The sequence below is a fragment of the Kribbella sp. NPDC104740 genome, assembly GCF_055583505.1.
This window is the reverse complement of record NZ_JBVJNV010000004.1, coordinates 927,205-949,435: the sequence shown is the minus strand read 5'-3', so window position 1 is coordinate 949,435 and position 22,231 is coordinate 927,205. Positions and strand designations below refer to the sequence as shown.

At 69.3% G+C, this 22,231-nt stretch carries 21 protein-coding genes and 1 riboswitch; of the genes, 9 read left to right on the top strand and 12 right to left on the bottom strand.

What is annotated here, in order from left to right; translation table 11 throughout:
• The first annotated feature begins 210 nt into the window (after positions 1-210).
• The 7 genes from ACZ6Z4_RS25615 (at position 211) to ACZ6Z4_RS25585 (ending at position 7,243) form a co-directional block, all read left to right on the top strand.
• Entirely contained in the window at positions 211-1,278 is a 1,068-nt protein-coding gene (locus ACZ6Z4_RS25615; RefSeq protein WP_465569247.1) for an ABC transporter ATP-binding protein, read from the top strand.
• The gene (locus ACZ6Z4_RS25610) at positions 1,275-2,255 is read left to right on the top strand and encodes an ABC transporter permease (RefSeq protein ID WP_465569245.1); all 981 of its coding nucleotides are present in this window, start codon (positions 1,275-1,277) and stop codon (positions 2,253-2,255) included. The genes ACZ6Z4_RS25615 and ACZ6Z4_RS25610 overlap by 4 nt, the downstream gene beginning before the upstream one ends.
• 3 nt (positions 2,256-2,258) lie before the next feature.
• The gene (locus tag ACZ6Z4_RS25605; protein ID WP_465569243.1) at positions 2,259-3,296 is read left to right on the top strand and encodes an ABC transporter permease; all 1,038 of its coding nucleotides are present in this window, start codon (positions 2,259-2,261) and stop codon (positions 3,294-3,296) included.
• A complete protein-coding gene (locus ACZ6Z4_RS25600; RefSeq protein WP_465569241.1) occupies positions 3,296-4,303 on the top strand; it encodes an ABC transporter ATP-binding protein in 1,008 nt (335 codons plus the stop codon). Before ACZ6Z4_RS25605 ends, ACZ6Z4_RS25600 begins: the two co-directional genes overlap by 1 nt.
• A 77-nt stretch (positions 4,304-4,380) precedes the next feature.
• Positions 4,381-5,781, top strand: a complete 1,401-nt coding sequence (locus tag ACZ6Z4_RS25595; RefSeq protein WP_465569239.1) for a GH1 family beta-glucosidase — start codon at positions 4,381-4,383, stop codon at positions 5,779-5,781.
• Positions 5,782-5,880: 99 nt separating this feature from the next.
• Complete coding sequence (locus ACZ6Z4_RS25590) at positions 5,881-6,693, top strand: hypothetical protein (RefSeq protein ID WP_465569237.1); 813 nt, start codon at positions 5,881-5,883, stop codon at positions 6,691-6,693.
• A 13-nt stretch (positions 6,694-6,706) separates the two neighbouring features.
• On the top strand, positions 6,707-7,243 hold the full coding sequence (locus tag ACZ6Z4_RS25585; RefSeq protein WP_465569235.1) for a mycothiol transferase: 537 nt from the start codon (positions 6,707-6,709) through the stop codon (positions 7,241-7,243).
• Between the two features lie 168 nt (positions 7,244-7,411).
• On the opposite strand, the gene ACZ6Z4_RS25580 is transcribed toward ACZ6Z4_RS25585, so the two are convergent.
• Positions 7,412-8,395 carry a sugar-binding transcriptional regulator gene (locus ACZ6Z4_RS25580; protein WP_465569233.1) on the bottom strand — a complete coding sequence of 328 codons (984 nt, stop codon included), beginning with the start codon at positions 8,393-8,395 and terminating at the stop codon, positions 7,412-7,414.
• 30 nt (positions 8,396-8,425) lie between these two features.
• On the bottom strand, positions 8,426-9,937 hold the full coding sequence (locus ACZ6Z4_RS25575) for a glycoside hydrolase family 140 protein (RefSeq protein WP_465569230.1): 1,512 nt from the start codon (positions 9,935-9,937) through the stop codon (positions 8,426-8,428).
• A gap of 48 nt (positions 9,938-9,985) precedes the next feature.
• Positions 9,986-10,119: riboswitch (FMN riboswitch) on the top strand.
• Between the two features lie 105 nt (positions 10,120-10,224).
• Between ACZ6Z4_RS25575 and ribB the strand changes: the two genes are divergently transcribed.
• Entirely contained in the window at positions 10,225-10,848 is a 624-nt protein-coding gene (gene ribB, locus ACZ6Z4_RS25570) for a 3,4-dihydroxy-2-butanone-4-phosphate synthase (protein ID WP_465569228.1), read from the top strand.
• On the opposite strand, the gene ACZ6Z4_RS25565 is transcribed toward ribB, so the two are convergent.
• From ACZ6Z4_RS25565 to ACZ6Z4_RS25535, 7 genes are read right to left on the bottom strand one after another with little or no spacing between them, the layout of a single operon-like run.
• A complete protein-coding gene (locus ACZ6Z4_RS25565) occupies positions 10,832-11,800 on the bottom strand; it encodes a transketolase family protein (protein WP_465569226.1) in 969 nt (322 codons plus the stop codon). The genes ribB and ACZ6Z4_RS25565 overlap by 17 nt on opposite strands.
• Positions 11,797-12,675, bottom strand: a complete 879-nt coding sequence (locus tag ACZ6Z4_RS25560) for a transketolase (RefSeq protein ID WP_465569224.1) — start codon at positions 12,673-12,675, stop codon at positions 11,797-11,799. The genes ACZ6Z4_RS25565 and ACZ6Z4_RS25560 overlap by 4 nt, the downstream gene beginning before the upstream one ends.
• Entirely contained in the window at positions 12,672-13,667 is a 996-nt protein-coding gene (locus ACZ6Z4_RS25555; protein ID WP_465569222.1) for a sugar phosphate isomerase/epimerase family protein, read from the bottom strand. The genes ACZ6Z4_RS25560 and ACZ6Z4_RS25555 overlap by 4 nt, the downstream gene beginning before the upstream one ends.
• A 6-nt stretch (positions 13,668-13,673) precedes the next feature.
• Positions 13,674-14,570, bottom strand: coding sequence for a carbohydrate ABC transporter permease (locus ACZ6Z4_RS25550; RefSeq protein ID WP_465569219.1), 897 nt, complete (start codon positions 14,568-14,570; stop codon positions 13,674-13,676).
• Entirely contained in the window at positions 14,567-15,469 is a 903-nt protein-coding gene (locus ACZ6Z4_RS25545) for a carbohydrate ABC transporter permease (protein WP_465569217.1), read from the bottom strand. The genes ACZ6Z4_RS25550 and ACZ6Z4_RS25545 overlap by 4 nt, the downstream gene beginning before the upstream one ends.
• The gene (locus ACZ6Z4_RS25540) at positions 15,469-16,755 is read right to left on the bottom strand and encodes an ABC transporter substrate-binding protein (protein WP_465569216.1); all 1,287 of its coding nucleotides are present in this window, start codon (positions 16,753-16,755) and stop codon (positions 15,469-15,471) included. Before ACZ6Z4_RS25540 ends, ACZ6Z4_RS25545 begins: the two co-directional genes overlap by 1 nt.
• The gene (locus tag ACZ6Z4_RS25535; RefSeq protein ID WP_465569214.1) at positions 16,752-17,645 is read right to left on the bottom strand and encodes a nucleoside hydrolase; all 894 of its coding nucleotides are present in this window, start codon (positions 17,643-17,645) and stop codon (positions 16,752-16,754) included. The genes ACZ6Z4_RS25540 and ACZ6Z4_RS25535 overlap by 4 nt, the downstream gene beginning before the upstream one ends.
• Positions 17,646-17,768: 123 nt before the next feature.
• On the opposite strand from ACZ6Z4_RS25535, the gene ACZ6Z4_RS25530 reads away from it, so the two are divergent.
• Positions 17,769-19,169 carry an FGGY family carbohydrate kinase gene (locus tag ACZ6Z4_RS25530; RefSeq protein ID WP_465569212.1) on the top strand — a complete coding sequence of 467 codons (1,401 nt, stop codon included), beginning with the start codon at positions 17,769-17,771 and terminating at the stop codon, positions 19,167-19,169.
• On the opposite strand, the gene ACZ6Z4_RS25525 is transcribed toward ACZ6Z4_RS25530, so the two are convergent.
• The 3 genes from ACZ6Z4_RS25525 to ACZ6Z4_RS25515 form a co-directional block, all read right to left on the bottom strand.
• Positions 19,093-19,887, bottom strand: coding sequence for a CPBP family intramembrane glutamic endopeptidase (locus tag ACZ6Z4_RS25525; protein WP_465569209.1), 795 nt, complete (start codon positions 19,885-19,887; stop codon positions 19,093-19,095). The genes ACZ6Z4_RS25530 and ACZ6Z4_RS25525 overlap by 77 nt on opposite strands.
• Positions 19,888-19,957: 70 nt before the next feature.
• Positions 19,958-21,709, bottom strand: a complete 1,752-nt coding sequence (locus ACZ6Z4_RS25520; protein WP_465569207.1) for a bifunctional metallophosphatase/5'-nucleotidase — start codon at positions 21,707-21,709, stop codon at positions 19,958-19,960.
• A 175-nt stretch (positions 21,710-21,884) separates the two neighbouring features.
• Entirely contained in the window at positions 21,885-22,064 is a 180-nt protein-coding gene (locus ACZ6Z4_RS25515; RefSeq protein WP_465569205.1) for a hypothetical protein, read from the bottom strand.
• Between the last annotated feature and the right edge of the window lie 167 nt (positions 22,065-22,231).

The window sequence follows — 22,231 nt, the reverse complement described above, 5'->3', positions numbered from 1 at the left end:
GGGAGGGGGGGGGGGGGGGGGGGGGGGGGGGGGGGGGGGGGGGTGTACCCCCCCCCCCCCCCCCCCCCCCCCCCCCCCCCCCAACCCCCCCCCCCCCCCCCCCCCCCCCCCCCCCCCCCCCCCCCCCCCCCCCCCCCCCCCCCCCCCCCCCCCCCCCCCCCCCCCCCCCCCCCCGGTCCCGCGCGCCGACCCAGCGAGGAGTCAGGAAAGATGACGGCGACCGATGCAGCACCGGCCACGACCGACGACGTGGTCCTCGAGGCCGAGAACCTCACCAAACACTTCCCCGTCCGCCGCGGCCTGCGCGACGTGTTCACCCGCGGCCGGTACGCCGTGCACGCGGTGGACGACGTCCAGCTGACGCTCCGCCGGGGCCGGGTCACCGCCCTGGTCGGCGAGTCCGGCTCGGGCAAATCGACCGTCGCCCGGTTGATGGCGCAGCTGTACCAGCGCACCGGCGGCGACATCCGGCTGCACGGCGACTCGGTCACCGTGAAGGGCGGCCGCGCGTTCCGCGCCTACTGCCGCCGCGTGCAGATGATCTTCCAGGACCCGTTCGCGTCGCTGAACCCGGTGCACACCGTGCGGTACCACCTGACCCGGTCGCTGAAGATCCACGGCCGGGCCGGCAACGGCAGCGCCGAGCTGGACAAGAACCTGAACGACCTGCTGCTGCGGGTCCAGCTGACCCCGCCGGAGCGCTACCTGGACAAGTTCCCGCACGAGCTGTCCGGCGGCCAGCGCCAGCGGGTCTCGATCGCCCGCGCGCTCGGCGCCAACCCCGAGGTGCTGCTCGCCGACGAGCCGGTGTCGATGCTCGACGTGTCCATCCGGCTCGGCGTACTGAACCTGCTGCGGGACCTCAAGGAGCGCCTCAACCTGGCCATCCTCTACATCACCCACGACATCGCCTCGGCCCGCTACTTCGCCGACGAGACCCTGGTGATGTACGCCGGCCGCATGGTCGAGGGCGGCGACTCCGAGACCGTCACCCAGCACCCGGCGCACCCGTACACGCGGCTGCTGATCGAGAGCGCGCCCGACCCCGACCGCCTGGACCGGGTCGGTGACGCCAAGGACGCGCCCGAGGACGAGGCCGGCGGCGAACCGCCGAGCCTGATCGCGCCGCCGTCCGGCTGCCGGTTCCACCCGCGCTGCGTGCACGCGATGCCGAAGTGCTCCACCGACCTGCCGCCCCGGTTCGAGCTGCCGGTGGTCGACAGCGGCCAGGCCCACTGGGCGGCCTGCTGGCTCTACGAGGAAGGAGCGGCGAAGTGAAGTTCCTGCTGCAACGGATCGCCTTCTACCTGTTCACCGCCTGGGCGGCGATCACGATCAACTTCTTCATCCCGCGGATGATCCCCGGTGACCCGGTCACCTCGCTGATCAACAAGTTCCAGGGCCAGATGAGCACCGAGGCGATCAACTCGCTGTACGTGCTGTTCGGCCTGGACAAGAACGCCAGCCTGTGGAGCCAGTACGTCGACTACTGGCAGCAGGTCTTCAAGGGTGACCTCGGGTTGTCGTTCACGTTCTTCCCGACGCCGGTCTCGGAGATCCTCGGCCAGTCGCTGCCGTGGACGATCGCGCTGGTCGGCATCACCACGCTGGCCAGCTTCACGATCGGCACCAGCCTCGGCATCCTGGCCGGCTGGCGGCGCGGGTCCTGGCTGGACGGCCTGCTTCCGGTGACCACGTTCCTGTCCTCGATCCCGTACTTCTGGCTCGGCCTGATCGCGATCACGCTGTTCGCCGGCGCCGGCAGCTTCTTCCCGTCGTCCGGCGGCTACGAGCCGGGCCTGGTCCCGAACTGGGACAGCATCTTCATCGGCAGCGCGATCCAGCACAGCCTGCTGCCGGCGATCACGATCCTGATCTCCTCGGTCAGCGGCTGGATCCTCAGCATGCGCAACATGATGGTGACGGTCGCGTCGGAGGACTACATCACCGTCGCGCACGCCAAGGGCCTGTCCGAGCGCCGCGTGATGCTGTCGTACGCCGCCCGCAACGCGCTGCTGCCGAACGTCTCCGGTTTCGCGCTGTCGCTGGGCTTCATCGTCGGCGGCACGCTGCTGGTGGAGATCGTCTTCTCCTACCCCGGCATCGGCTACAACCTGTTCCAGGCCGTCGGCGCGAAGGACTACCCGCTGATGCAGGGCGTCTTCCTGGTGATCACCATCTCGGTGCTGGTCGCCAACCTGATCGCCGACGTCGCCTACCTGCTGCTCGACCCGCGCACCCGGAAGGAGAGCTGACCGATGTCCGCACCCACGAGCACCATCACCGCGGTCACGCCCGAGGGCCCCGAGGTCGAGGCGCCGGCCAAGCGCCAGCGGCTCCGGTTCGTCGCGAACCCGAAGGCCGCGACCGGCCTGGTGGTCCTCGCGTTCTTCTGCCTGATCGCGATCATCGGGCCCTGGATCGCGCCGTACGACCCGAGTGAGCGCAGCGCCAACCTGCTCCAGCCGCCGTCGGGCCAGCACTGGTTCGGCACCACCCACCTGGGGCAGGACATCCTGTCCCAGATCCTGGTCGGCACCCGGGGCGTGATGTTCGTCGGCCTGCTGGCCGGCATCGTCGCGACCGCGCTGTCGGTGCTGATCGGGGTCAGCTCGGGCTTCCTCGGCGGCGCCGCCGACGAGGGCCTGTCCGCGCTGTCGAACGTCTTCCTGGTGATCCCGGCGCTGCCGCTGATCATCATCGTGGCCTCGACGATCCCCGGCGCCGGCGACCTGATGGTTGCCCTCGTCATCGGTCTGACCTCGTGGGCCTGGGGTGCGCGCGTCCTGCGCGCGCAGACGCTGTCGCTGCGCCGCCGCGACTACGTCGAGGCGGCCCGGGCGACCGGTGAGAGCACCTGGCGGATCATCACCGTCGAGATCCTGCCGAACCTGACCGCGATCATCGCCTCCGGGTTCGTCGGTACGGTGATCTTCGCGGTGATGTCGGAGATCACGCTGGCCTTCATCGGGATCTCGACGATCTCGGAGTGGAACTGGGGCACCATCCTGTTCTGGGCGCAGAGCCAGCAGGCGCTCGCGCAGGGCGCGTGGTGGTGGTTCGTCCCGGCCGGTCTGGCGATCGCGATCCTCGGCACCGCGCTGTCGCTGGTCAACTTCGGCATCGACGAGTTCGTCAGCCCGCGGCTGCGCAGCAGCGGGCACACCCGGGTGAAGACCAAGGACGGCCACACGGTCCGGATGAAGGTCGGCTTCACCCCGGTTCTGAACACGACCGACCGCAAGGCCCCGGTCACCCCGGTGGTCCGCGCCGACGAAGCGAAGGGCACGGTCTGATGGCCAAGCAACCAGTCCTGGAGATCAAGGACTTCAACGTCGACTACGGTCTCGGCGACCAGGCCGTCCGCGCGGTCCGCGACGTCACGCTGACCCTGCACCGCGGCGAGGTGCTCGGCTTGGCCGGCGAGAGCGGCTCCGGCAAGTCCACCCTCGCGTACGGCGTCACCCGGCTGCTCCCGCCGCCCGGCGTGATCAGCGGTGGCTCGGTGGTCTACCACCCGCCGGGCGACCAGCCGTACGACGTGATGGCGCTGACCCCGGCCGAGCTGCGCAAGTTCCGCTGGGCCGAGACCTCGATCGTGTTCCAGGGCGCGATGAACTCGCTGAACCCGGTGCACAAGGTCTCCACCCAGATGCTCGACGTGATCCGCGCCCACGAGCCGCAGCTCAGCGCCACCGCGCGGATGGACCGCGCCAAGGAGATGCTCAAGCTGGTCGGCATCTCCGCCGACCGGATGGACGCCTACCCGCACCAGCTGTCCGGCGGGATGCGGCAGCGGGTGATGATCGGGATGGCGCTCGTACTCGAGCCGCAGATCGTGATCATGGACGAGCCGACCACCGCGCTGGACGTGGTGATGCAGCGCCAGATCCTGGCCCAGCTGGTCGAGCTGCGCGAGCGGCTCGGCTTCTCGGTGCTGTTCATCACCCACGACCTGTCGCTGCTGGTCGAGTTCTCCGACCGGATCGCGATCATGTACGGCGGCCGGATCGTCGAGGAGGCGCGCTCGGCCGACCTCTACAAGGACTCCCTGCACCCGTACAGCGAAGGGCTGCTGAAGTCCTTCCCGGCGCTGCGCGGCCCGCGCCGCGAGCTGAGCGGGATCCCGGGCTCGCCGCCTGACCTGCGCGGTATGCCCACCGGCTGCGCGTTCCACCCGCGCTGCCCGCACGCGTTCGACCGCTGCTCGACCGACATCCCGGTCCTCGGCGTCCCCGAAGCCAGGAACGACCCCAACCGCCAGGTCGCCTGCTGGCTGCCCGGCCGCGTCCCTGTCGCCTAACTTCTGCCCCGAAGGGAGTCAGTACGGCGCTCGCGCGCCCCGCCCACCGGCGGGCGCGCGGGCGTCGTACGGCCACTATGACCACACCTGCCCCCACCACCTCGGCCGACGCCGCGCTGATCGCCGGGCTGCCCACCGGTTTCCGCTGGGGAGTCGCCACCTCGGCGTACCAGATCGAGGGCGCCGTCGACGCCGACGGCCGGACCCCGTCGATCTGGGACACCTTCTGCCGCGTCCCCGGCGCCGTGCACGACGGCGACACCGGTGACGTCGCCTGCGAGCACTACACCCGGATGCCTTCGGATGTTGCCCTGATCAAGGATCTCGGGATGGACACCTACCGGTTCTCGGTGTCCTGGACCCGGGTCCAGCCGAACGGCCGCGGCTTCAACCCGGCCGGGATGGCCTTCTACGACCGGCTGGTCGACGAACTGCTTGCCCAGGGCATCGACCCGTGGGTGACGCTGTACCACTGGGACCTCCCGCAGGAGCTCGAGGACGCGGGCGGCTGGCCGGTGCGCGACACGGCGTACCGGTTCGCGGACTACTCGATGCTGGTCTTCGACGCGCTGAGCGACCGGGTCGACACCTGGACGACGCTGAACGAGCCGTGGTGCTCGGCGATGCTCGGGTACGCGTACGGCGCGCACGCACCCGGTCGTCAGGACTACCCCGCTGCCGTCTCCGCCGTACACCACCTGCTGCTCGGCCACGGCCTCGCGACCGAGCGGATGCGCGAGGCGGCACCGCGCAAGATCGACATCGGCATCACGCTGAACGCCGCGACGGCGTACCCGGCCTCGGACGCCGCGCCGGACCTGGACGCCGCCCGCCGGGCCGACGGGATGGGCGCCCGGCTCTACCTGGACCCGCTCGTCCACGGCCGCTACCCCGCGGACGTCGTCGAAGACCTGGCCGCTCAGGACATCCTCATCCCCGTGCAGGACGGCGACCTCGCCACCATCTCCGCCCCGATCGACGTCCTCGGCATCAACTACTACTTCAGCCAGAAGTTCACCGGCTACGCCGAGGACGGCAGCACCGTCGACCCCGCCGGCCTGCCGGTCGTCCGCAGCATCCCCCTCGGCCGGGACCGCACCGCGATGGACTGGGAGATCGTCCCCGAGGGCTTCACCGACCTCCTGGTCCGGATCAGCAAGGACTACCCCGGCCTCCCGATGGTCATCACCGAGAACGGCGCCGCCTTCGACGACGTCCCCGACGAGTCCGGCTTCGTCGCCGACGAGGGCCGCACGGCGTACTTCACCACGCACTTGGCCGCCGTCGCCTCCGCCATCGAGCAGGGCGCCGACATCCGCGGCTACCTGGCCTGGTCCCTCCTCGACAACTTCGAATGGGCCTACGGCTACGAGAAGCGCTTCGGCATCGTCCGCGTCGACTACGACACCCAGGAGCGGACACCGAAGCAGTCGGCGCTGTACCTGCGCGACCTCGCGGAGCAGCACCGCAACCGTTAATTCGTCGTATATCGAGCATGAATCCGCTGTGTAACCACACAGTGCACAGTCGTGGAACACCCGGCGCACCGGCGCCGGGTTTCCCCGTCTGGAGGCCCAGTGACCGCCGTACCCCACGCCATCGCCCGCCGTCCCCTCCCCCAGGACGTGAGGCACGAGGCAGCCGACTTCGTCGGGTACGTCGACGCCCTGCACACCCTCGCCCGCCGCTACGCCCCGAACGCCGACGCCGCCCGCCTGGTCCTCGACTACCTGCGGCACTTCGACTACGACTCCTACCACTGGCGCACCCTGGTCGGCCGCGTCGACGACGGCTTCATCGACTACGTCCTCCGCACCGGCCTCCCCCACATCCCCTGGTTCCGCGCCCCCGCCTTCGGCAGCGTCATCAAGGTCTCCCACCTCGCCGCCGCCACCGCCGGCCTCTACCTCCACGGCCGCCCCGACGGCCTCACCACCAACCGCGGCGACCTCGCCGGCTGGGCCGGCGACTGGCTCAACTTCTACGCGGAATGGCTGCACGCCGGTTCCGTCGCCCCCTTAATGCGCGACGACATCCCCAGCACCTTCCAACTGGGCGACCTCCTCGACGCCGCCGACGCCGACCTGATCGCCGCCCAACTCCGCAACTGGCGCAGCCTCCCCGAAGTCGTCGAGTACCTGTATCTGACGTCCACCCACCCCCGCATCAAACACTTCTTCACCGACCGCTTCGGCACCCACGCCGCCGCCCAGGCGATCGCCGCCGAGGCACTCACCCACCACGAAACCGTCCTCCTCGCACTCGGCCGTACTCCGGTGACGGGCCTTCCCGCCCGCCCGGCCGCGACTCTCCCCAACGAGTCCCTCCCCCGCGCCTTCGCCGACCGCTTGACGAACCTGATCGAGCTGGAGAGTGCACTGATCGTGTGATCTCCTGCTCGATGTGCCGACGTTGAAGTCCGAACTCCACGAGGCCCTGCTTGCCGCGCGAGCCACCAACCTGGAGAAGACCCGCGGATTGTCGGAGTACAACCTCCGCCGCCCGCTCACTGCCTCGGGTGCGAATGTCCTCGGCGTCCTCAAACACCTCGGCGGGATGGAGTACGGCTACCTCGGCGAAGCGTTCGGTCGCTCGTTGCCGCGGGAAATCCCCGGCGACGAGCACCAGCCCGGCGCCGCCGACCTGTGGGTCCGCGCCGACGAGCCGTCGACCTTCGTCCTCGACTGGTACGCGGAGGCCTGCGGCGTCGCCGACGAGACGATCGCGTCGCACGCCCTGGATGCCGTTGGCTGGGTCGAACACTTCGCCGAGGGCCACCAGACGACAACCCTGGCGGCCATGATGCTCCGAGTCCTGAACGAGGAACTGCGGCATGGCGGCCAGCTCGACATCCTCCGCGAGCTGATCGACGGACCCGCCCAGCCGGCCCGCATCGCCAGAATCCAGGCGGCAGCAGACCCCTTCAGACCGACTGAGTAGCCGGTTGGGCGGACGTGCACCACCCACTAACCCGCTTCATCGTCGTCCCCGCGAAGGCGTTCACGCTCAGCTCGTCGCCTCCGGCGGAGGTTGGTGGGTGGTGCACGTCCGCCCCGTCTACACACAACCCGCCCAACCAGCGAGCGGAGGAGCCCGCGTGGGGAAAGCTCAGTCGGCGAGGAGCCGGTTGGCCATGGCGAGGTCGGTGATGAGGATGTTGATCCAGCCGCCCAGGAGTGCCGCGCGGATGGCGGAGAACTTTCGGGTGCCGCCGGCTACGCCGATTCGGCGGGGGACGGACAACAGCTCCTTGGCGGTGACGCCGATGACTCGTTGGTCGAAGGTCGAGCGGACGTGGTTGCCGTCCTCGTCGAAGAAGCGGAAGCAGACGTCACCGACCGCTCCCAACCGACGCAACTCATCCTGATCGGCGACAGCGACCGCGTTGCCGCTGCGCTGCAATAGAGGCGATGGTTCGAGGCTGCCGATGCCGACGACCGCGTCGGTGAGCTGACTCCAAGTCCCCAGCACGTCCTGGACGGACACGTCGTTCATCATCGCCCGCCGCACGGCGGGAGTCCCGACCAAACCCGGCGCCGGCAGATACACGGGCATCGCGCCGGTGAGTTCGGCGAAGCGGGCGGTGAGGCGGGTGGCTTGCATCTGGACGGCGGCGTCGCCGAGGCCGCCGACGATCTGGACGACCTTGTCGGCGACGGGGACGCTCTTGCGGGGCATCCGGTCGACGGCGCTGATCAGGGTCTCGCTCCAGGAGGAGATGCCGATGACGTGGCCGCCGGTGAGGGTCATGTCGAGGTACGCCGCCGCGCCTGAGCCGAGTGCTGGGAGGACATCGTCGTCGGTGGTACCGACCGAAAGAGTGTCGGTGTCGACCACCACCGCGTCCCTCAGCCCATACCGGCCCTGCAGCTCGTCCTCCAGATCGCTGTGCACGCCACTCGGCATCGTCACCACCGTGTGCACGATCCCCACCTCGACTGCCTGCTTGAGCATCCGCGACACCCGGGCCTGCGACAGGTTCAGCTCGCTCGCGATCTTCGGCTGGCGGATGCCCTTCTCGTGGTACATGCGGGCGACCTTCGCGAGCAGGCGTAGTTCGTCCAGGCCGGGGCGGCGCACGCCACGATTCACGGTTCCCCCTTCAGACAGGTCAGGACTGGACTATAGGCAGATGTAGACGCGCGGTGCGCCACCCGGATCGGGCAGCGGATCGCCCGGCGTGTCTCGCCGGCCGGTGGCGACGACGGAGCCGTCGCGGGGATCGACGATGCGGTAGTCGAGCGGAACGGAGTCGTCGAAGACCATCACCGGGCCGCCGTGCTCGCGGTAGACGATCAGCAGGCCGTCGGCCCCGCGTAGCGCGCGGCCGGAGATCACGCGCGTCCAGTCCGGCTCCAAGTCAGCGACAGGCAGACCGGCCAGCACCCGACCCACCAGCCCCACGTACGTCGAACCGCCAAACCCCAGCGCCTCCCGCCACCCAGCGTCCGGCGCGATGAAGAAGGCAGAGTGCCCGGGCTCGGCAGCATGCAGCCGCCACTGCCACAAGCTCCCCGCGCCGTACATGACCCCCATCGTCCCGCCCGCGCACAGGTTGCTCCACGCCTCGTGCCCCTGCCACCACCCGCCGGCGACGTCCAGCCCACCATGCTGCTCGTACGTCGGCTCGCCGTTCGCCACGGCTCGCACCGGCTCGTTCCGCCACATGTCGGCGACGCGTTCGGCGACGTGCTCGCCGGTGTGCCCGGTCTGGCACCACTGGAAGTCGAGCCAGTCGGCGTCCTGGTGCGCCGAGGCGCGGATGTGCGGGCGGTAATGGATGCCGGTCGGCTGCTCGTAACAGTCGACGGCGTGCACCTCGGCGCCGCCGGCCTCGACCTGCGGCTCGCGGCCGGTTCCGTCGCCGCCGACGAGGTAGATCGCGGGCTGCGCGCCGTACCGGGCGACGAGGTAGCGGCAGTACGTCGCGTACTCGTCCGCCGGTACTACGGTGCCTGCGACGTCGAGGCCCTTCCAGCCGAAGCCCTGGAAGACCGGCTGCAGCACCGGGACGATCCCGTGCTCGACCAAGACCTCCAGCAGCTGATCGAGGTACTGGAAGTACTCCGCCCGAGGCTGCAGCAAGTGACCGTCGGGCAGGTCCTCGAAGGCGACGTCGAACCCCTCGTCCGCGGTGCGGTCGCGCGGGCCGACGGCTCGCATGTCGGGTTGGACCGACATCAGCAGTACGGCGTTGAAGCCCTTCGCCTGCCGGTCCTCCGCATACGAGCGGACCTGATCAACCGTCGCTCGCCAGGGCAGCGCCCAGGCGGTGTCGGCGACCAGCAGCGCGGGGGTGCCGTCCGCGTGGACCAGGCTCCGGCCGCCGGGGGACATCTGCCAGAACCCGTGGGCGTAGAACGGATTGGTTTCGCCGGCTGGTACTTGTGAAACCTCCAGCACGCCTGATGAGGAGCCGAACGCCCACTCCCACCGCCCCGCCAACGGCGGAGCGAACCGGACCCGCCACACCGCCCCGGCACCACCCTCCCCGGAGACCTCCCCGTCCCAGAACCCCGGCCGTCGCAGCCTCACCCCGCTCTCGTGCTCGAAATCGGCCCACACTTCCGCCCCGTAACCCACCGGAAGCGCAGCAGACAGCTCGACGGACCGCCAGACGACTGAGATGGACATGACACTCCCGGATCGAACGAGGACGGATACACTGCGAGTGAAGAACACACACGTGCTCTGGGGTCGGTGAAATTCCGAGCCGGCGGTTAAAGTCCGCGACCCGTACCTCCGCGAGGAGGTCCGGTTGACCTGGTGGAACTCCGGGACCGACGGTGAAAGTCCGGATGGGAAGACGCACGTGGCAGATTTCGCGACGCCTGTTCGGCGCGCGCCCAAAAGGCGTGCACACAGCCGACCGTCGCGGAGCTGTCGTTGCCCCGGAGTGCCAGGCCGAGAGGACAGCGACAGTGAGCAGCACCGTGACGACCACCCGTCTGGACACCATCGAGCACGCGATCGCCGAGATCGGCCGGGGTCGCCCGGTCGTCGTCGTGGACGACGAGGACCGCGAGAACGAAGGCGACCTGACCTTCGCCGCCAGCCTGGCGACGCCGGAGCTGATGGCTCTGCTGGTCCGCTACACCAGCGGCTACGTCTGCGCCCCGGCCGCGCCCGAGGTCCTGGACCGGCTCGAGCTGCCGCTGATGGTCCCGAACAACCAGGACAGCCTGCGTACGGCGTACACGGTGTCGGTCGACGCGAGCAGCGGCGTCGGGACCGGTATCTCCGCCGCCGACCGCGCCCGCACCGTCAACGTGCTCGCCGACGCGACAGCGCAGCCGCAGGACCTGATCCGCCCCGGCCACATCCTCCCGCTGCGCGCGGTCGCGGGCGGGGTCCGGCAGCGGCCCGGTCACACCGAGGCCACCGTCGAGCTGGTCCGGCTGGCCGGGCTGCCGCCGGTCGGGGTGATCGGCGAGCTGATGAACGACGACGGCACGCTGATGACCGGCGCCGACCTGCGCGCGTTCGCCGACGCCCATGACTTCGCGATGGTCTCGATCGCCGACCTGGTCAGCTACCTGGGCTGACCAGCCGACGGGCCGCGGCGGCGATGCCGTCCGCGGACAGCCCGTACCGGTCCAGCAAGTACGCCGCGGAGCCGGTCGGCGCGAACTCGGGGATCCCGAGGATCGACACCCGCGCCGGGTGATGCTGGACGACGGTCTCCGCGACCGCCCCGCCGAGCCCTCCCCCGCTGACCCCTTCCTCCGCCGTCACGATGCCGGCCGTCTCCCGCGCGGCCGCGATCACGGCGTCGGTGTCGAGCGGCTGCACCGTCGGCATCGACAGCACCCGCGCCGAGATCCCCTCGGCGGCCAGCTGCTCGGCCGCGGACAGCGCCCGCCACAGCACCGTCCCGTTGCTGATCAGCGTCACGTCGCCGCCGTCCCGAACGGTGATCGCGCGACCGAGCACGAACTCGTAGTCGTCGGAGTAGATCCGCGGCACGCTCATCCGGCTGACCCGGATGAACACCGGCCCGTCCGACGAAGCAGCCCACCGCAACGCCGCCGCCGTCTCGATCGGGTCGGCGGGCACGATGATCCGCATCCCGGCGATCGCGCGCAGCCAGGCGATGTCCTCGATCGAGTGGTGCGTCGGCCCGAGCTCGCCGTACGCGACGCCCGGGCTCATCCCGCACAGCTTCACGTTGGTGTGCGAGTACGCGACGTCGGCCTTGATCTGCTCCAGCGCGCGCCCGGTCAGGAAGCAGGACGCCGCCGAGACGAACGGGATCCGCCCGCCGTTGGCCAGGCCGGACGCGACGCCGACCATGTCCTGCTCGGCGATGCCGACGTTGATCAGCCGGTCCGGGAAGGCCTTGCGGAAGCTGTTCAGCTTGCTCGACCCGACCGAGTCGTTGACCACGCCGACGATCCGCTGGTCCGCGTGCGCCAGCTCGGCCAGCGTCTCGACGTACGCGTCCCGGCAGTCGTACCGCGGCTGGTCCGCGATCGAGGGACTGTCGGTGACCGTCATGAGAGCTCCTTGAGTGCTTGGTCGAACTCTTCGGCGTCGGGCACCCGGTGGTGCCAGGCGACGTTGTTGCTCATGAACGAGATCGGGTGCCCCTTGTGGGTGTGGGCGATCACGAAGGTCGGCTTGCCGGGCCGGAACGGTACGGCGGACAGCACGTCGAGCAGCTCGCCGTGGTCGTGCCCGTTCACCTCGACCACCGCGAACCCGAACGCGGCCGCCTTCTCCGGCAGCGGGTCGAGGTCGTTGGTCTCCTTGGTGGTCGCGCCCTGCTGCAGCCGGTTCCGGTCGACGATCACGGTCAGCCGGTCCAGCTGGTACTGCGAGGCCGCCATCATCGCCTCCCAGTTGCTGCCCTCCTGCAGCTCGCCGTCGCCGACCAGCACGTACGTACGCCGCAGCGACACGTCGAGCTTGGCCGACAACGCGTGCCCGACCGCGACCGGCAGCCCGTGCCCGAGCGGGCCGGTGTTCGCCTCGACGCCGGCCACCTTGCGCCGGTTCGGGTGCCCGTTCAGCGCGGACAGCGGCTTCAGGAACGTCGCCAGCTCCTCCACCGGCAGGAACCCGTACGCCGCCAGCGTCGTGTAGAGCGCCCCCGCGACGTGGCCTTTGCTGAGGATGAACCGGTCCCGCTCCGGGTCGTCGACCCGGTCCGGCGCGACGTCCAGCACCGCGCCGTACAGGGTCGCCAGGATGTCGATCGCCGAGAAGTCCCCGCCGATGTGCCCGGCCCCGGCGTGGTGGACCAGCTTGAGGTCCTGGATCCGGATCTGCCGCGCGACCTCGGCGATGTGCGCGACCTGCTCGGCCCGGCTGCTGTGCAGCTGCAGTCGCCCGAGCACGGGCATGGTGGTGTGCTCGACCGTCAGCGTCATGCCAGTTCCGCCATCGAGGACAGCAGGACCTTCTGGATCAGCCGCTGTGCGGCGAGCGCGTCGTGCGACGCCTGCGCAGCGGCCAGCGCCTCCTCGTCCAGTACGTCGAGCGCGTGGTGCACCGCCTTCAGGAACCGGATCGCCTGCTTGGCGGCCTCGACGCTGTCCTCGCGGAACGGGAACTGGTCGAGCTGCCAGACACCTTCCCAGTTGTTGCGGCGCAGCGTGTGGAAGAACTCGAACGTCTCGACGAGGTGCACCGAGCCGACCACCATGTCGTCGTCCCAGCCGCGCAGGTTGTCGTTGACGTCGATCGCGAACAGCCGGCCGTAGTCGATCGCGAGCTGCGCGGCGTCGGCGGGCGTCTCCTGCCCGTACAGCGAGTGGCCGAAGTCGAGCAGGATGCCGAGGTTGGGCAGGCCGATCTTCTCGATCCCGAGCAGGGTCCGGGCGACGTTGGGGAAGATGATCTTCACCCGCGGCTCGCGCGGCTTGTACTCGATCACGAAGTTGATGTCGGGGTGCGCGGAGACGAGCTCCTTCAGCCCGTCCAGCGCGAGGTTCCAGATGTCGTGGTAGTTGACCTGGAACGGGTAGTCCCAGCCGTCCTGCCCGGGCCAGAGCTTCACGTACGAGCAGCCGAGGTCCTTGGCCAGCTCGGTTGCCTGGTGCAACAGCTCCAGGGCCTGTTTGCGGACGGCGGGGTCGGGGTTGGTGAACGAGCCCTTGACGAAGTCGCGGGTGTAGATCTCGGGCGTGATCGCGATCGCCTTCAGGTTGTTGCGGGCGAGCGCGGCCTTCACCTCGTCGAGCGTCCCGTCGTACCCGGCGAACGGCCAGTTCAGGTCGACCACGGACAGGTCGCCGACCGCACCCGCGCGGTCGATCTGCTCCAGGAGGCCGACCGGGTCGCCGTACCCGTCGGTGGCGTAGCGGTCCTTGTAGGTGGCGAAGTGCCAGATCCCGGCACCGAACACCGGCATGTCAGTCATATGGTCCTAACCCTTCAGAGAGCCGGCGGTCAGGCCGCCGACGATGTAGCGCTGCAGGAGCGTGTAGGCGATCAGGATCGGGACCACGGCGATCAGGATGCCCGCCGCGAGCCCGGTGTTGTTGTTGGCGAACTGGCCCTGGAAGTTCAGCAGGCCGACCGGGATGGTCTTGTTCGCGTCGGAGTTGAGCAGGATCAGCGCGAACAGGAACTCGTTCCAGGTCGCCACCGCGTCCAGGATCGCGACCGTCACCAGGGCCGGCAGCGACAGCGGCAGGATCATCGTGAAGAAGACCCGCCAGTCGCCGGCGCCGTCGACCTTGGCCGCCTCGATGATCTCGTCGGGGATCTGCCGGAAGAACGACTGCAGCACCAGCACCTCGAACGGGATCCCGAAGGCCAGGTACGGCCCGATCAGCCCGAACAGGCTGTCGGTCGCGCCGGCCTGGCGGAGCATGATGAAGACCGGCACGATCGCGATGTAGATCGGGATGGTCAGCCCGAGGAAGACCCCGAACATCACCGTCCGGCGGAACTTCATCCGCAGCTTGGCCAGCGCGAACCCGAGCATCGCCGAGATCAGCACCCCGAGCGGCACCTTGATCAGCGCCAGCAGCGCGCTGTTCTTGTACGTCGTGGCGAAGTTGCCGATCCCCCAGGCGTCGGAGAAGTTCGACCAGGTGAACTGGTCCGGCCACGACAGCGGCCCGTTCCCGACGAAGTCCGCGAGCGGCCGGACCGCGGTGACCACCAGCAGTGCCAGCGGCGAGACCCAGAAGATCGCCATCACCGCGAGCACCAGCGTCATCACGACGCCGCGACGGCCCTTCGGCTTCTGCTGCACGGGTTCGGAGGCGACTGTCTCGGGCTCGAGCTGAACGCGAGCCGGGGCGAGCGAGGTCATGAGGCCTCCTTGGTCTGGGAGCGCACGTACGGGATGCCGACGGCAACGGCCACCAGCGTGATCACGACCGCGATCGCGGTGCCGTAGCCGGCCTGGTAGTACTGGAAGACGTTGAAGTACATCCATGTCCCCATCACCTGCGTCGACGTCCCGGGTCCGCCGTACGTCATCGCGTAGATCATGTCGAAGACCTTGAACGAGTCGATCAGCGACAGCGCCAGCACGATGTAGTGCGCCGGCCGCAGGCTCGGCATCGTGATGTGCCAGAACTGTTGCCAACGGCTCGCACCGTCGACGGTCGCCGCCTCGTACAGCTCGTTCGGGATGCCCTGCAGCGCGGCCAGGTAGAGCAGCATCGGGAAGCCGGTGCGCAACCAGATCGCCGGGACCATCACGGCCCAGAGCGCGGTCGAGTCCTGCCCGAGCCACGGCTGCGCGAGCCCGTCGAGCCCGATCAGCTTCAGGAACGAGTTGATCGCGCCGTACTGCGGGTTGTAGAGCCAGCCCCAGATGCTCGCGATCGAGACCAGCGGCAGCACGGCCGGGGTGTAGAAGACCAGCCGCAGGATCGGTTTGCCGTGCACCTTGCCGTTCAGCGCGATCGCCAGCGCCAGGCCGATCACGGTCGGGACGGCGATCGTCACCACGGTCCAGATCAGGTTGTTCCGGACCGCGGTGCCGACGACCGGGTCGCTCGCCAGCTTGGTGTAGTTGTCCAGGCCGACGAAGTCGTACGTCGCGCTCAGCCCGTCCCAGTTGGTCAGGCTGAAGAACAGCGAGGAGATCGCCGGGTACACCAGGAACCCGACGTACACCAGCACCGCGGGCAGGGCGAACAGCCAGGGCGACCAGCGGCCGCTCTTGACCTTGCCGGGTTTCGGCAGCGCGACGGTGGCCATCAGCCCTTGGCCCAGGCGGAGACGATCTCCTGCATCTTCTTCGCCGCGGCCGCGGGCGCCAGCGAACCCTGCAGCAGGTCGCTCTGGACGCTGAAGTACTGGTCGGCCTCCTTCTTCGGGAAGGCCTGATCCTGGATCGTGTAGAACGGGTTGCCCGCGTACTTCTGCGACCACTCCGCTGCCAGGGGCAACGTCTTCGGGTCCGGTTCGGCACCCTTCACCGTCGAGGCGGTGATCTGCATCGCCTTCTGCGCCTCGGGCTGGAGGAGGAAGTCGATCAGCGCCGCGGACTTCTCGGCGTTGCCGGACTTGGCGTTGATCATGTAGCCCTCGACGAAGCCCGAGTGCCGCGACGGCTGCTGGTCGGTCGGCAGCTCGAAGGTACCGAACGCGGTCGACGGCTTCTTGGCCGAGAGGATCGCCTGCGCCTCGGTCCACGGCCCGGTGATCGTGTACGCCGTCCGGCCCTGCACGTAGCCGGGCTCGATGTCGGCCGGGTCGAGGCCGAGCGCGCCCTGCGGGATCCACTTCTTGTCCTGCCACTTCTTGAACAGCGTGAACGCCTCGACCACCTCTGGCCGGTCCCAGCTCTCGGCGCCGGTCAGCAGCTTGTCGTGCAGCTCCGGGCCGGCGGTGTGCTCGAGCAGGTACTCGAACAGCCGCATGATGTGCCAGCCGTACTTGCCACCGGTCGCGAGCGGCGTGACGCCGACGGCGACGAGCTTGTCGTTGACCGCTTCCAGTTCGGCGTACGACGTGGGAGGCGCGCTCACCCCGGCCTTGGCGAACAGGGACTTGTTGTACCAGGCACCGATTCCGAGCGCGGTGAACGGGACTCCGGTCTTCACCCCGTCGAAGGTCATCCCGTCGATCGCCGAGCTGTTGATCTTGGAGTCCCAGCCGAACTTGGAGTAGTACGGCGTCAGGTCGAGCGCCTGCTTGGCCTTCGCGAACGGGCTGCCGATCTGGCCGCCCCAGATCCGCCAGACGTCCGGGCCCTTGCCGCCGAGCAGCTCGGTGCGCAGCTTGTCCGGGTACACCGCCGCGCCCGATCCGGGCAGGCTGTCGACGGTGGTCGTGGTCCCGTTCGCCTCGTCGAACTTCTTCACCTGGGCCTTCAGCAGGCCGATCGTCGTGTCGTCCTCGTAGGTGAACAGGCGCAGGTCGTTCGAGGCCGCGGCGGTACCGCCGCTGCTCGTCGTACCGGCTCCGGTGCAGGCGGTCAGGCCGGCCCCCAGCGCGGCCGCGGTGGTGAGGCCGAGAAAGCCCCGGCGGGTGTACGTCATGACTGGCTCCTCTGTCGGGCGAAGCGGCGGATCTTGGCGAACATGTCCTCGAGCAGGAAGCGGACGTCGACCTGCTCGCAGACGTGGATCGGGTTGTCGGTGCCGGGCAGGTACCAGCCGTCGACACCGAAGCGCGGCGCCGGCCGGACCCGCATGTCCCCGCTGCGTGGGAAGAGCATCAGCGCGATCGCCGGGGAGTCGCCGAGCGAGCGCGACTCGATCGGCTCGCCGTGGTGGATCGCGTTCCACTCGTGCAACTGCTCGATGAGGTACTTGCCGAGCGGACCGGCGTCGCCGATCTTCTCGTCGAGCTCGGCGTAGCTGACCGAGACCTTGGTGTAGACGTCGCTCGGGACCTGCCAGACCGTCATCCCGGAGCCGAACACGACGTTGGCGGCGTGGATGTCGTTGCTCAGGTTGAACTCGATCCCCGGGTACGACGTGTAACCGTCGTACCCACGACCGCCGATCCAGATCACCACGACGTCGCGGTGCACGATCTCCGGGTCGAGCAGGATCGCCGAGGCCATGTTGGTCAGCGGGCCGAGGAACGACACGAACAGCGGGTCGTCCTTCGTGGCCAGCTTGGACTCCTCGACGATGAGTCGCGCACCGGGCGAGTCCAGCGGGGTCTGCTCGTCGGGGATCCCGGTCGGGGCGCCGTTCGCGACCGGGACCTGACCGGTCAGGTCCATCAGGTCCAGCAGCAGGTCGATCTCCTCCCGGGACTCCTCCATGCTGCGGTTCGACCGCCGGGTCCCGAAGTGGGCGGCGATCAGGCCCCGGACGTCGAACGTCGGCGACAACAGTCCGTGCACGATCGCGAACTGGTCGTCGGCCTCGTTCTTGGCGTCGGTGTCGATGATCACCCGGCGTCTGCTCGGCTTCACGCTGCTGCCACCTCTTTGAATAGAAATTCACTAGTGCATAGCCTGTCGCCATGAGTGTCGCCACGGCGCTAGAGTCCCGTCAAGAGGTCGGTTGAAAGTTGTCGAACCCGTGGAGGTCGGTCGATGGTGCAAGCGGTGCTCGCGATCGACCAGGGCACGACGAACACCAAGGCGGTGCTCGTCGACGCTGTCGGTGGGGTGATTGCGCGGGCGTCGGCGCCGGTCGGTTTGTCGACACCGCACTCCGGTTGGGTCGAGCAGGACGCCGAGGAGCTGTGGGCGAGCGTGCTGGCGGCGATCTTCCGGCTCGGCCTGTCGGTGGACGTGGTGGGGATCGCTTTGTCGACCCAACGTGAATCTGTCGTCGGGTGGGACCGGCGGACCGGTGCGGCGGTCGGTCCGGTGATCGGCTGGCAGGACGTCCGGACGTCGGCCTGGTGCGCCTCATTGCCTGCTTCTGTCGACGCCCTGGTACGCCGCCGCACCGGACTGCGCATGGACGCGATGTTCTCGGCGCCCAAGCTGCGTTGGCTTCTGGACGCGACGCCCGCCGACCAGGTCGGCACTGTCGACTCCTGGCTCGTCCACCGGCTGACTGGTTGCTCGGAGCATCTAACGGACGCCGGGAACGCGTCCCGGACGCTGCTCTACGACATCGACTCGCTGGCGTGGTCCCCCGACTTGCTGGACGCCTTCGGCATCCCTGCGTCGGTCCTGCCCGAGGTCCGCCCCTCCGACGCCGGCTTCGGCGTGACCTCCGGCGTCCCCGGCCTGCCCGACGGCATCCCGATCCTCGCCGTCCTCGCCGACTCGCACGCCGCGCTGTACGGCCAGGGCTGCGTCCACCCCGGCATGGTCAAGGCGACGTACGGGACCGGCTCGTCGGTGATGACGCCGGTCGATTCCTTCGTCCCCGACGGCTGCACGCTGGCCTGGCTCACCGATCGTCCGACGTACGCGCTGGAGGGCAACATCGTCTCGTCAGGCGCCGCCCTCGCCTGGACCGCCGATCTGCTCGGGCTCCCCGACGTCGGCGCGCTGGTCTCTCTCGCCGGGACCGTCGCCGGCTCTGATGGCGTCACTCTCGTCCCGGCCTTCACCGGCCTCGGCGCCCCGCACTGGAACCGCGACGCCCGCGCCGCGCTCACCGGCATGAGCAGCTCGACCACGCGGGCTCACATCGCCCACGCCGCGGTCGAGGCGGTCGCCCATCAGATCTGCGACATCGCCGAGACGCTGCCCGCGGTCGACCGCCTCCGGTGCGACGGTGGCGCGACCGTTTCCCCGCTCCTCATGCAGACCCAGGCCGACCTCCTCGGCCGCCCGATCGACGTCGCCGACGTACCGGAACTCTCCGCCCTCGGCGCTGCCGAGCTCGCCTGGGCGTCACTGGGACAGCCAACCGATTGGTCGGTACGGCGTACGTACCGCACGTTCGAGCCCACCCTCAGCGCGACACGCGAAGCCCGCCGCGCAGAGTGGGCGTCGGCGATCCGGTCCGCTTCCACACCAGCGCCGCACTGACCGCGATCAGCGTCGTCAGCGCGAACTCCACCCACAGCCCGGTCGTGCTCAGCGCCGGAACGAGCTCCTCGGTCAGGTTCCACGCCGCGTGCACGAGGATCGCCGCCCACACCCCACCACGCAGCCGCTCGGAGACGAACAGAATCGTGTAGGTGAGCGGGAACAACCCGAGGAAGAACAGCAGCCCTTCGAGACTGATCAGCCCCTTGTCGTGCTGCCCCGTGCCCTCGAGGAAGAACAGCGGCAGGTGCCAGATCCCCCAGGCCGCGCCGATCAGCCCGGTCACCGCCACCCGCCCGTACGACTGCCGAAGCCTCGGCTGCAGGTAGCCGCGCCAGCCGAACTCCTCCGACACCGGCCCGGCGACCAGCGTGTACGCGAGCGCACCAAGCGGCCCACCCGCGCCGGCGATCACCGTCGACGCGTGGTGCGGAATCCCGTCGACTCCCGTCAGCAGCGCCGCCAGCAACGGCGGCGCTGCCCCCAGTACGACGGCCGCGATCGGCCAGTGCCACGCCCACGTCGTCTGCCGCGGCAGCCTGCTCCGGTAGCGCAACCACATCGCGAGCGCCGCCAACGAAGGGCCGCTGGCAGCCAGCCCGAAGACCAGCGCACCCGACCCTTCGTCGACGTTCGCTCCGGTCGCACCCAGAACGATCCACGGCGCCCAACTCAACGCGAAGCAGATCAGCAGGAACCGGCTCACCTGAGAACTCATAGCTGAATCCTGGTGTGGAACTTCGCTGACGCTGAGGGTGCCAGCCCGTCGATCGATGGTGGTGCTAGACCTACCCGATCGCCATGACCCGCGTGAGCGGTGCCGGGGTGAGGGTGCGGTGCGCCCTCAGGTAATCGGCGAAGGTCTCGTGGTCGGTGTTGTTGCGGACCGGATTGGTCGCGACCTTGAAGGCCGGGTAGCCGTCAGCACCGATCACCGTGTACGCGAGAGCCGCAACCCGGTACGTCTTGGCCGGATCGAGCGCGACGCCGTTGATCTTCACGTCTGCCGGAACGACCCGGTCGCCGACCGGCCGGCTGGCGTCGTACGCGTACTGGACGTTCCCGGAGACCGCCAGCGGCGCGAACTTCACCGTGCCGTTCGCCTGCGGCTGCCACTGCTGCTCCAGTACGGCGTCCAGCTGCGCGCCGGTCAACGACACGGTCAGCACCGGGTTGCCGTAGCCGTACGCGTCCCAGGACTCGCCGAGCAGCACCCGGCCGGGCGCATCCCCCGGCTTGTTGCTTGAGGCAACCAGCAGGTCGCCGCGGAGCGGCGTGCTCCCGACCGCCGGCTGCGCGGCGACGATCCCGAGATCAGCCCGCCCGTCCTGGCGCGCCGTCCACAGGTGCACGTCGGCGGCGAGATCGGCGAAGGTGCTCTCGCCCGCGGCGTTCGGCGTACGGGTGAAGTCTGCGGTGACGGTCGCGACGGGTTCGGCGTACCGGCGATCACCGGCGGCCGCCCAGTAGTCGACGATCTTCTGGATCTTCGGGTCGGCCGGGACGTCCCGGGTGACCGCGTGGTTCGTCGAGGTGGTCGCCGACCGCAGCACCTCACCAGTCTTCCGGTCCAGCCGCAGGTTGATCTCGTTGATCAGCCGCCCGTGGTTGGCCGCCTCGACGACCGGCCGCGGGTTGCCCGCCGGGTCCGGCAGGCTGCAGTTGAACGCCGCGTGCCAGTGCCCGGTGACGATCGCGTCGATCGCCGGGCTGACGGTCTTCGCCAGCTCGATCGCCGGCCCGCTCGGGTTCACGCAGTCGTCGTACGTCGCCGACGCGTCGGTCCCGCCGTCGTGCAGGTTGAGCACGATCGCCTTCACCCCACGCCGCGTCAGCTCGGCGGCGGCCGCGTCAGCCGCCTTGACCGGATCCAACGCTTTCAGCTCCGGCTGGTACGACGTCGACCCGACGGGCGTGTCCGGAACCGTCATCCCGATGAACCCCACCGGGTACGACTTCCCGTGATCCTTCACCCACCGGATCGTGTACGGCGCGACGATCGTCCGCCCGCGCGCGTCGACGATGTTCGCCGACTGGAACTCGAAGTCCGCTCCCCTGAACCGCTTCCCGGTCGAGTCCTTGAAGCAACTGTCCACCCCGACCTTCCCGAAGCACTTCCCGTTCTCCATGTGGTCGACCAGAAAGCTCTTCGACACGTCGAGCTCGTGGTTCCCCACAGACGAGAACTCCACCCCCAACGCGTTCAGCACCTCGACGGTCGGCTCGTCCGCATGCACATCCACCTCGAACGGCCACCCCGAGAAGTTGTCCCCGTCCGTGAAGAAGATCGAGTTCGGCTTCCTGATCTGTTTGAGATGCGTCGCCAGGTACGCCGCCCCACCCACGGTCTGCACCTGCCCGTCCGGCCCGGCGATCGTCCCGCCGTCAGCCACCGAAGGCGGCCGCAAGTACCCATGAAAGTCCGTGATCGAAACCAACTGCACCCCCACCGACCCCTGCCCCGCATCCGCAGGCTGAGCCAGTCCCCCAACCACAACTCCAGCTGCCAGCACGGCAACAATCGAACGAATTCTGCGCATAAGTGTCTCCTGATGGGCGAAGTCAAGCACTTACCAGCACCCAGCAGACTGCCCGACAGCAAACGGAATGTCACTACCTCACGGCTTCCCAACCAACACCGCAAGAATCTGCCGCCCGACCCGATCCCGTACTACGGCGGCCCCGACGGCCCGATCGCCTTCGCCATCGTGCGAACTAGCGGCGATTCACCCGCAGTTCGTAGAGCGCGACCCCGAGCTGGACCACGCCGAAGCCGATCAGGCCGAAGCCGCCGCCGCGGATGGGCGCGTCGAAGAGGGCGGTGAGGGCAGCGCCAACAGCGATTGCACCGAGGGCGAACAGGAGGCGCTGGCGGGGGTTGCGTCGGTTCCTCACGGTGGACTGGTGCCCGCGGGGGTGGGGAAGCATGCCGGCGGGCGGAAGAGCCCGCGGGGAAAACCGGCGCGTGGGATTCTCGGAGAGTTGAAGATCTGATCAAATGGAACGAGTGGTGGCCGGTGTTCCCGCGAAGTCACCGGCCACCACGCGCTGAGCGCCGGACT

Bases quoted from the DNA above. Each gene is read 5' to 3' on its own strand.
- ACZ6Z4_RS25615 (WP_465569247.1), top strand. From the start codon at position 211: ATGACGGCGACCGATGCAGCACCGGCCACGACCGACGACGTGGTCCTC.
- ACZ6Z4_RS25605 (WP_465569243.1), top strand. From the start codon at position 2,259: ATGTCCGCACCCACGAGCACCATCACCGCGGTCACGCCCGAGGGCCCC.
- ACZ6Z4_RS25600 (WP_465569241.1), top strand. From the start codon at position 3,296: ATGGCCAAGCAACCAGTCCTGGAGATCAAGGACTTCAACGTCGACTAC.
- ACZ6Z4_RS25595 (WP_465569239.1), top strand. From the start codon at position 4,381: ATGACCACACCTGCCCCCACCACCTCGGCCGACGCCGCGCTGATCGCC.
- ACZ6Z4_RS25575 (WP_465569230.1), bottom strand. From the start codon at position 9,937: ATGTCCATCTCAGTCGTCTGGCGGTCCGTCGAGCTGTCTGCTGCGCTT.
- ACZ6Z4_RS25565 (WP_465569226.1), bottom strand. From the start codon at position 11,800: ATGACGGTCACCGACAGTCCCTCGATCGCGGACCAGCCGCGGTACGAC.
- ACZ6Z4_RS25560 (WP_465569224.1), bottom strand. From the start codon at position 12,675: ATGACGCTGACGGTCGAGCACACCACCATGCCCGTGCTCGGGCGACTG.
- ACZ6Z4_RS25555 (WP_465569222.1), bottom strand. From the start codon at position 13,667: ATGACTGACATGCCGGTGTTCGGTGCCGGGATCTGGCACTTCGCCACC.
- ACZ6Z4_RS25550 (WP_465569219.1), bottom strand. From the start codon at position 14,570: ATGACCTCGCTCGCCCCGGCTCGCGTTCAGCTCGAGCCCGAGACAGTC.
- ACZ6Z4_RS25545 (WP_465569217.1), bottom strand. From the start codon at position 15,469: ATGGCCACCGTCGCGCTGCCGAAACCCGGCAAGGTCAAGAGCGGCCGC.
- ACZ6Z4_RS25540 (WP_465569216.1), bottom strand. From the start codon at position 16,755: ATGACGTACACCCGCCGGGGCTTTCTCGGCCTCACCACCGCGGCCGCG.
- ACZ6Z4_RS25530 (WP_465569212.1), top strand. From the start codon at position 17,769: ATGGTGCAAGCGGTGCTCGCGATCGACCAGGGCACGACGAACACCAAG.
- ACZ6Z4_RS25525 (WP_465569209.1), bottom strand. From the start codon at position 19,887: ATGAGTTCTCAGGTGAGCCGGTTCCTGCTGATCTGCTTCGCGTTGAGT.
- ACZ6Z4_RS25520 (WP_465569207.1), bottom strand. From the start codon at position 21,709: ATGCGCAGAATTCGTTCGATTGTTGCCGTGCTGGCAGCTGGAGTTGTG.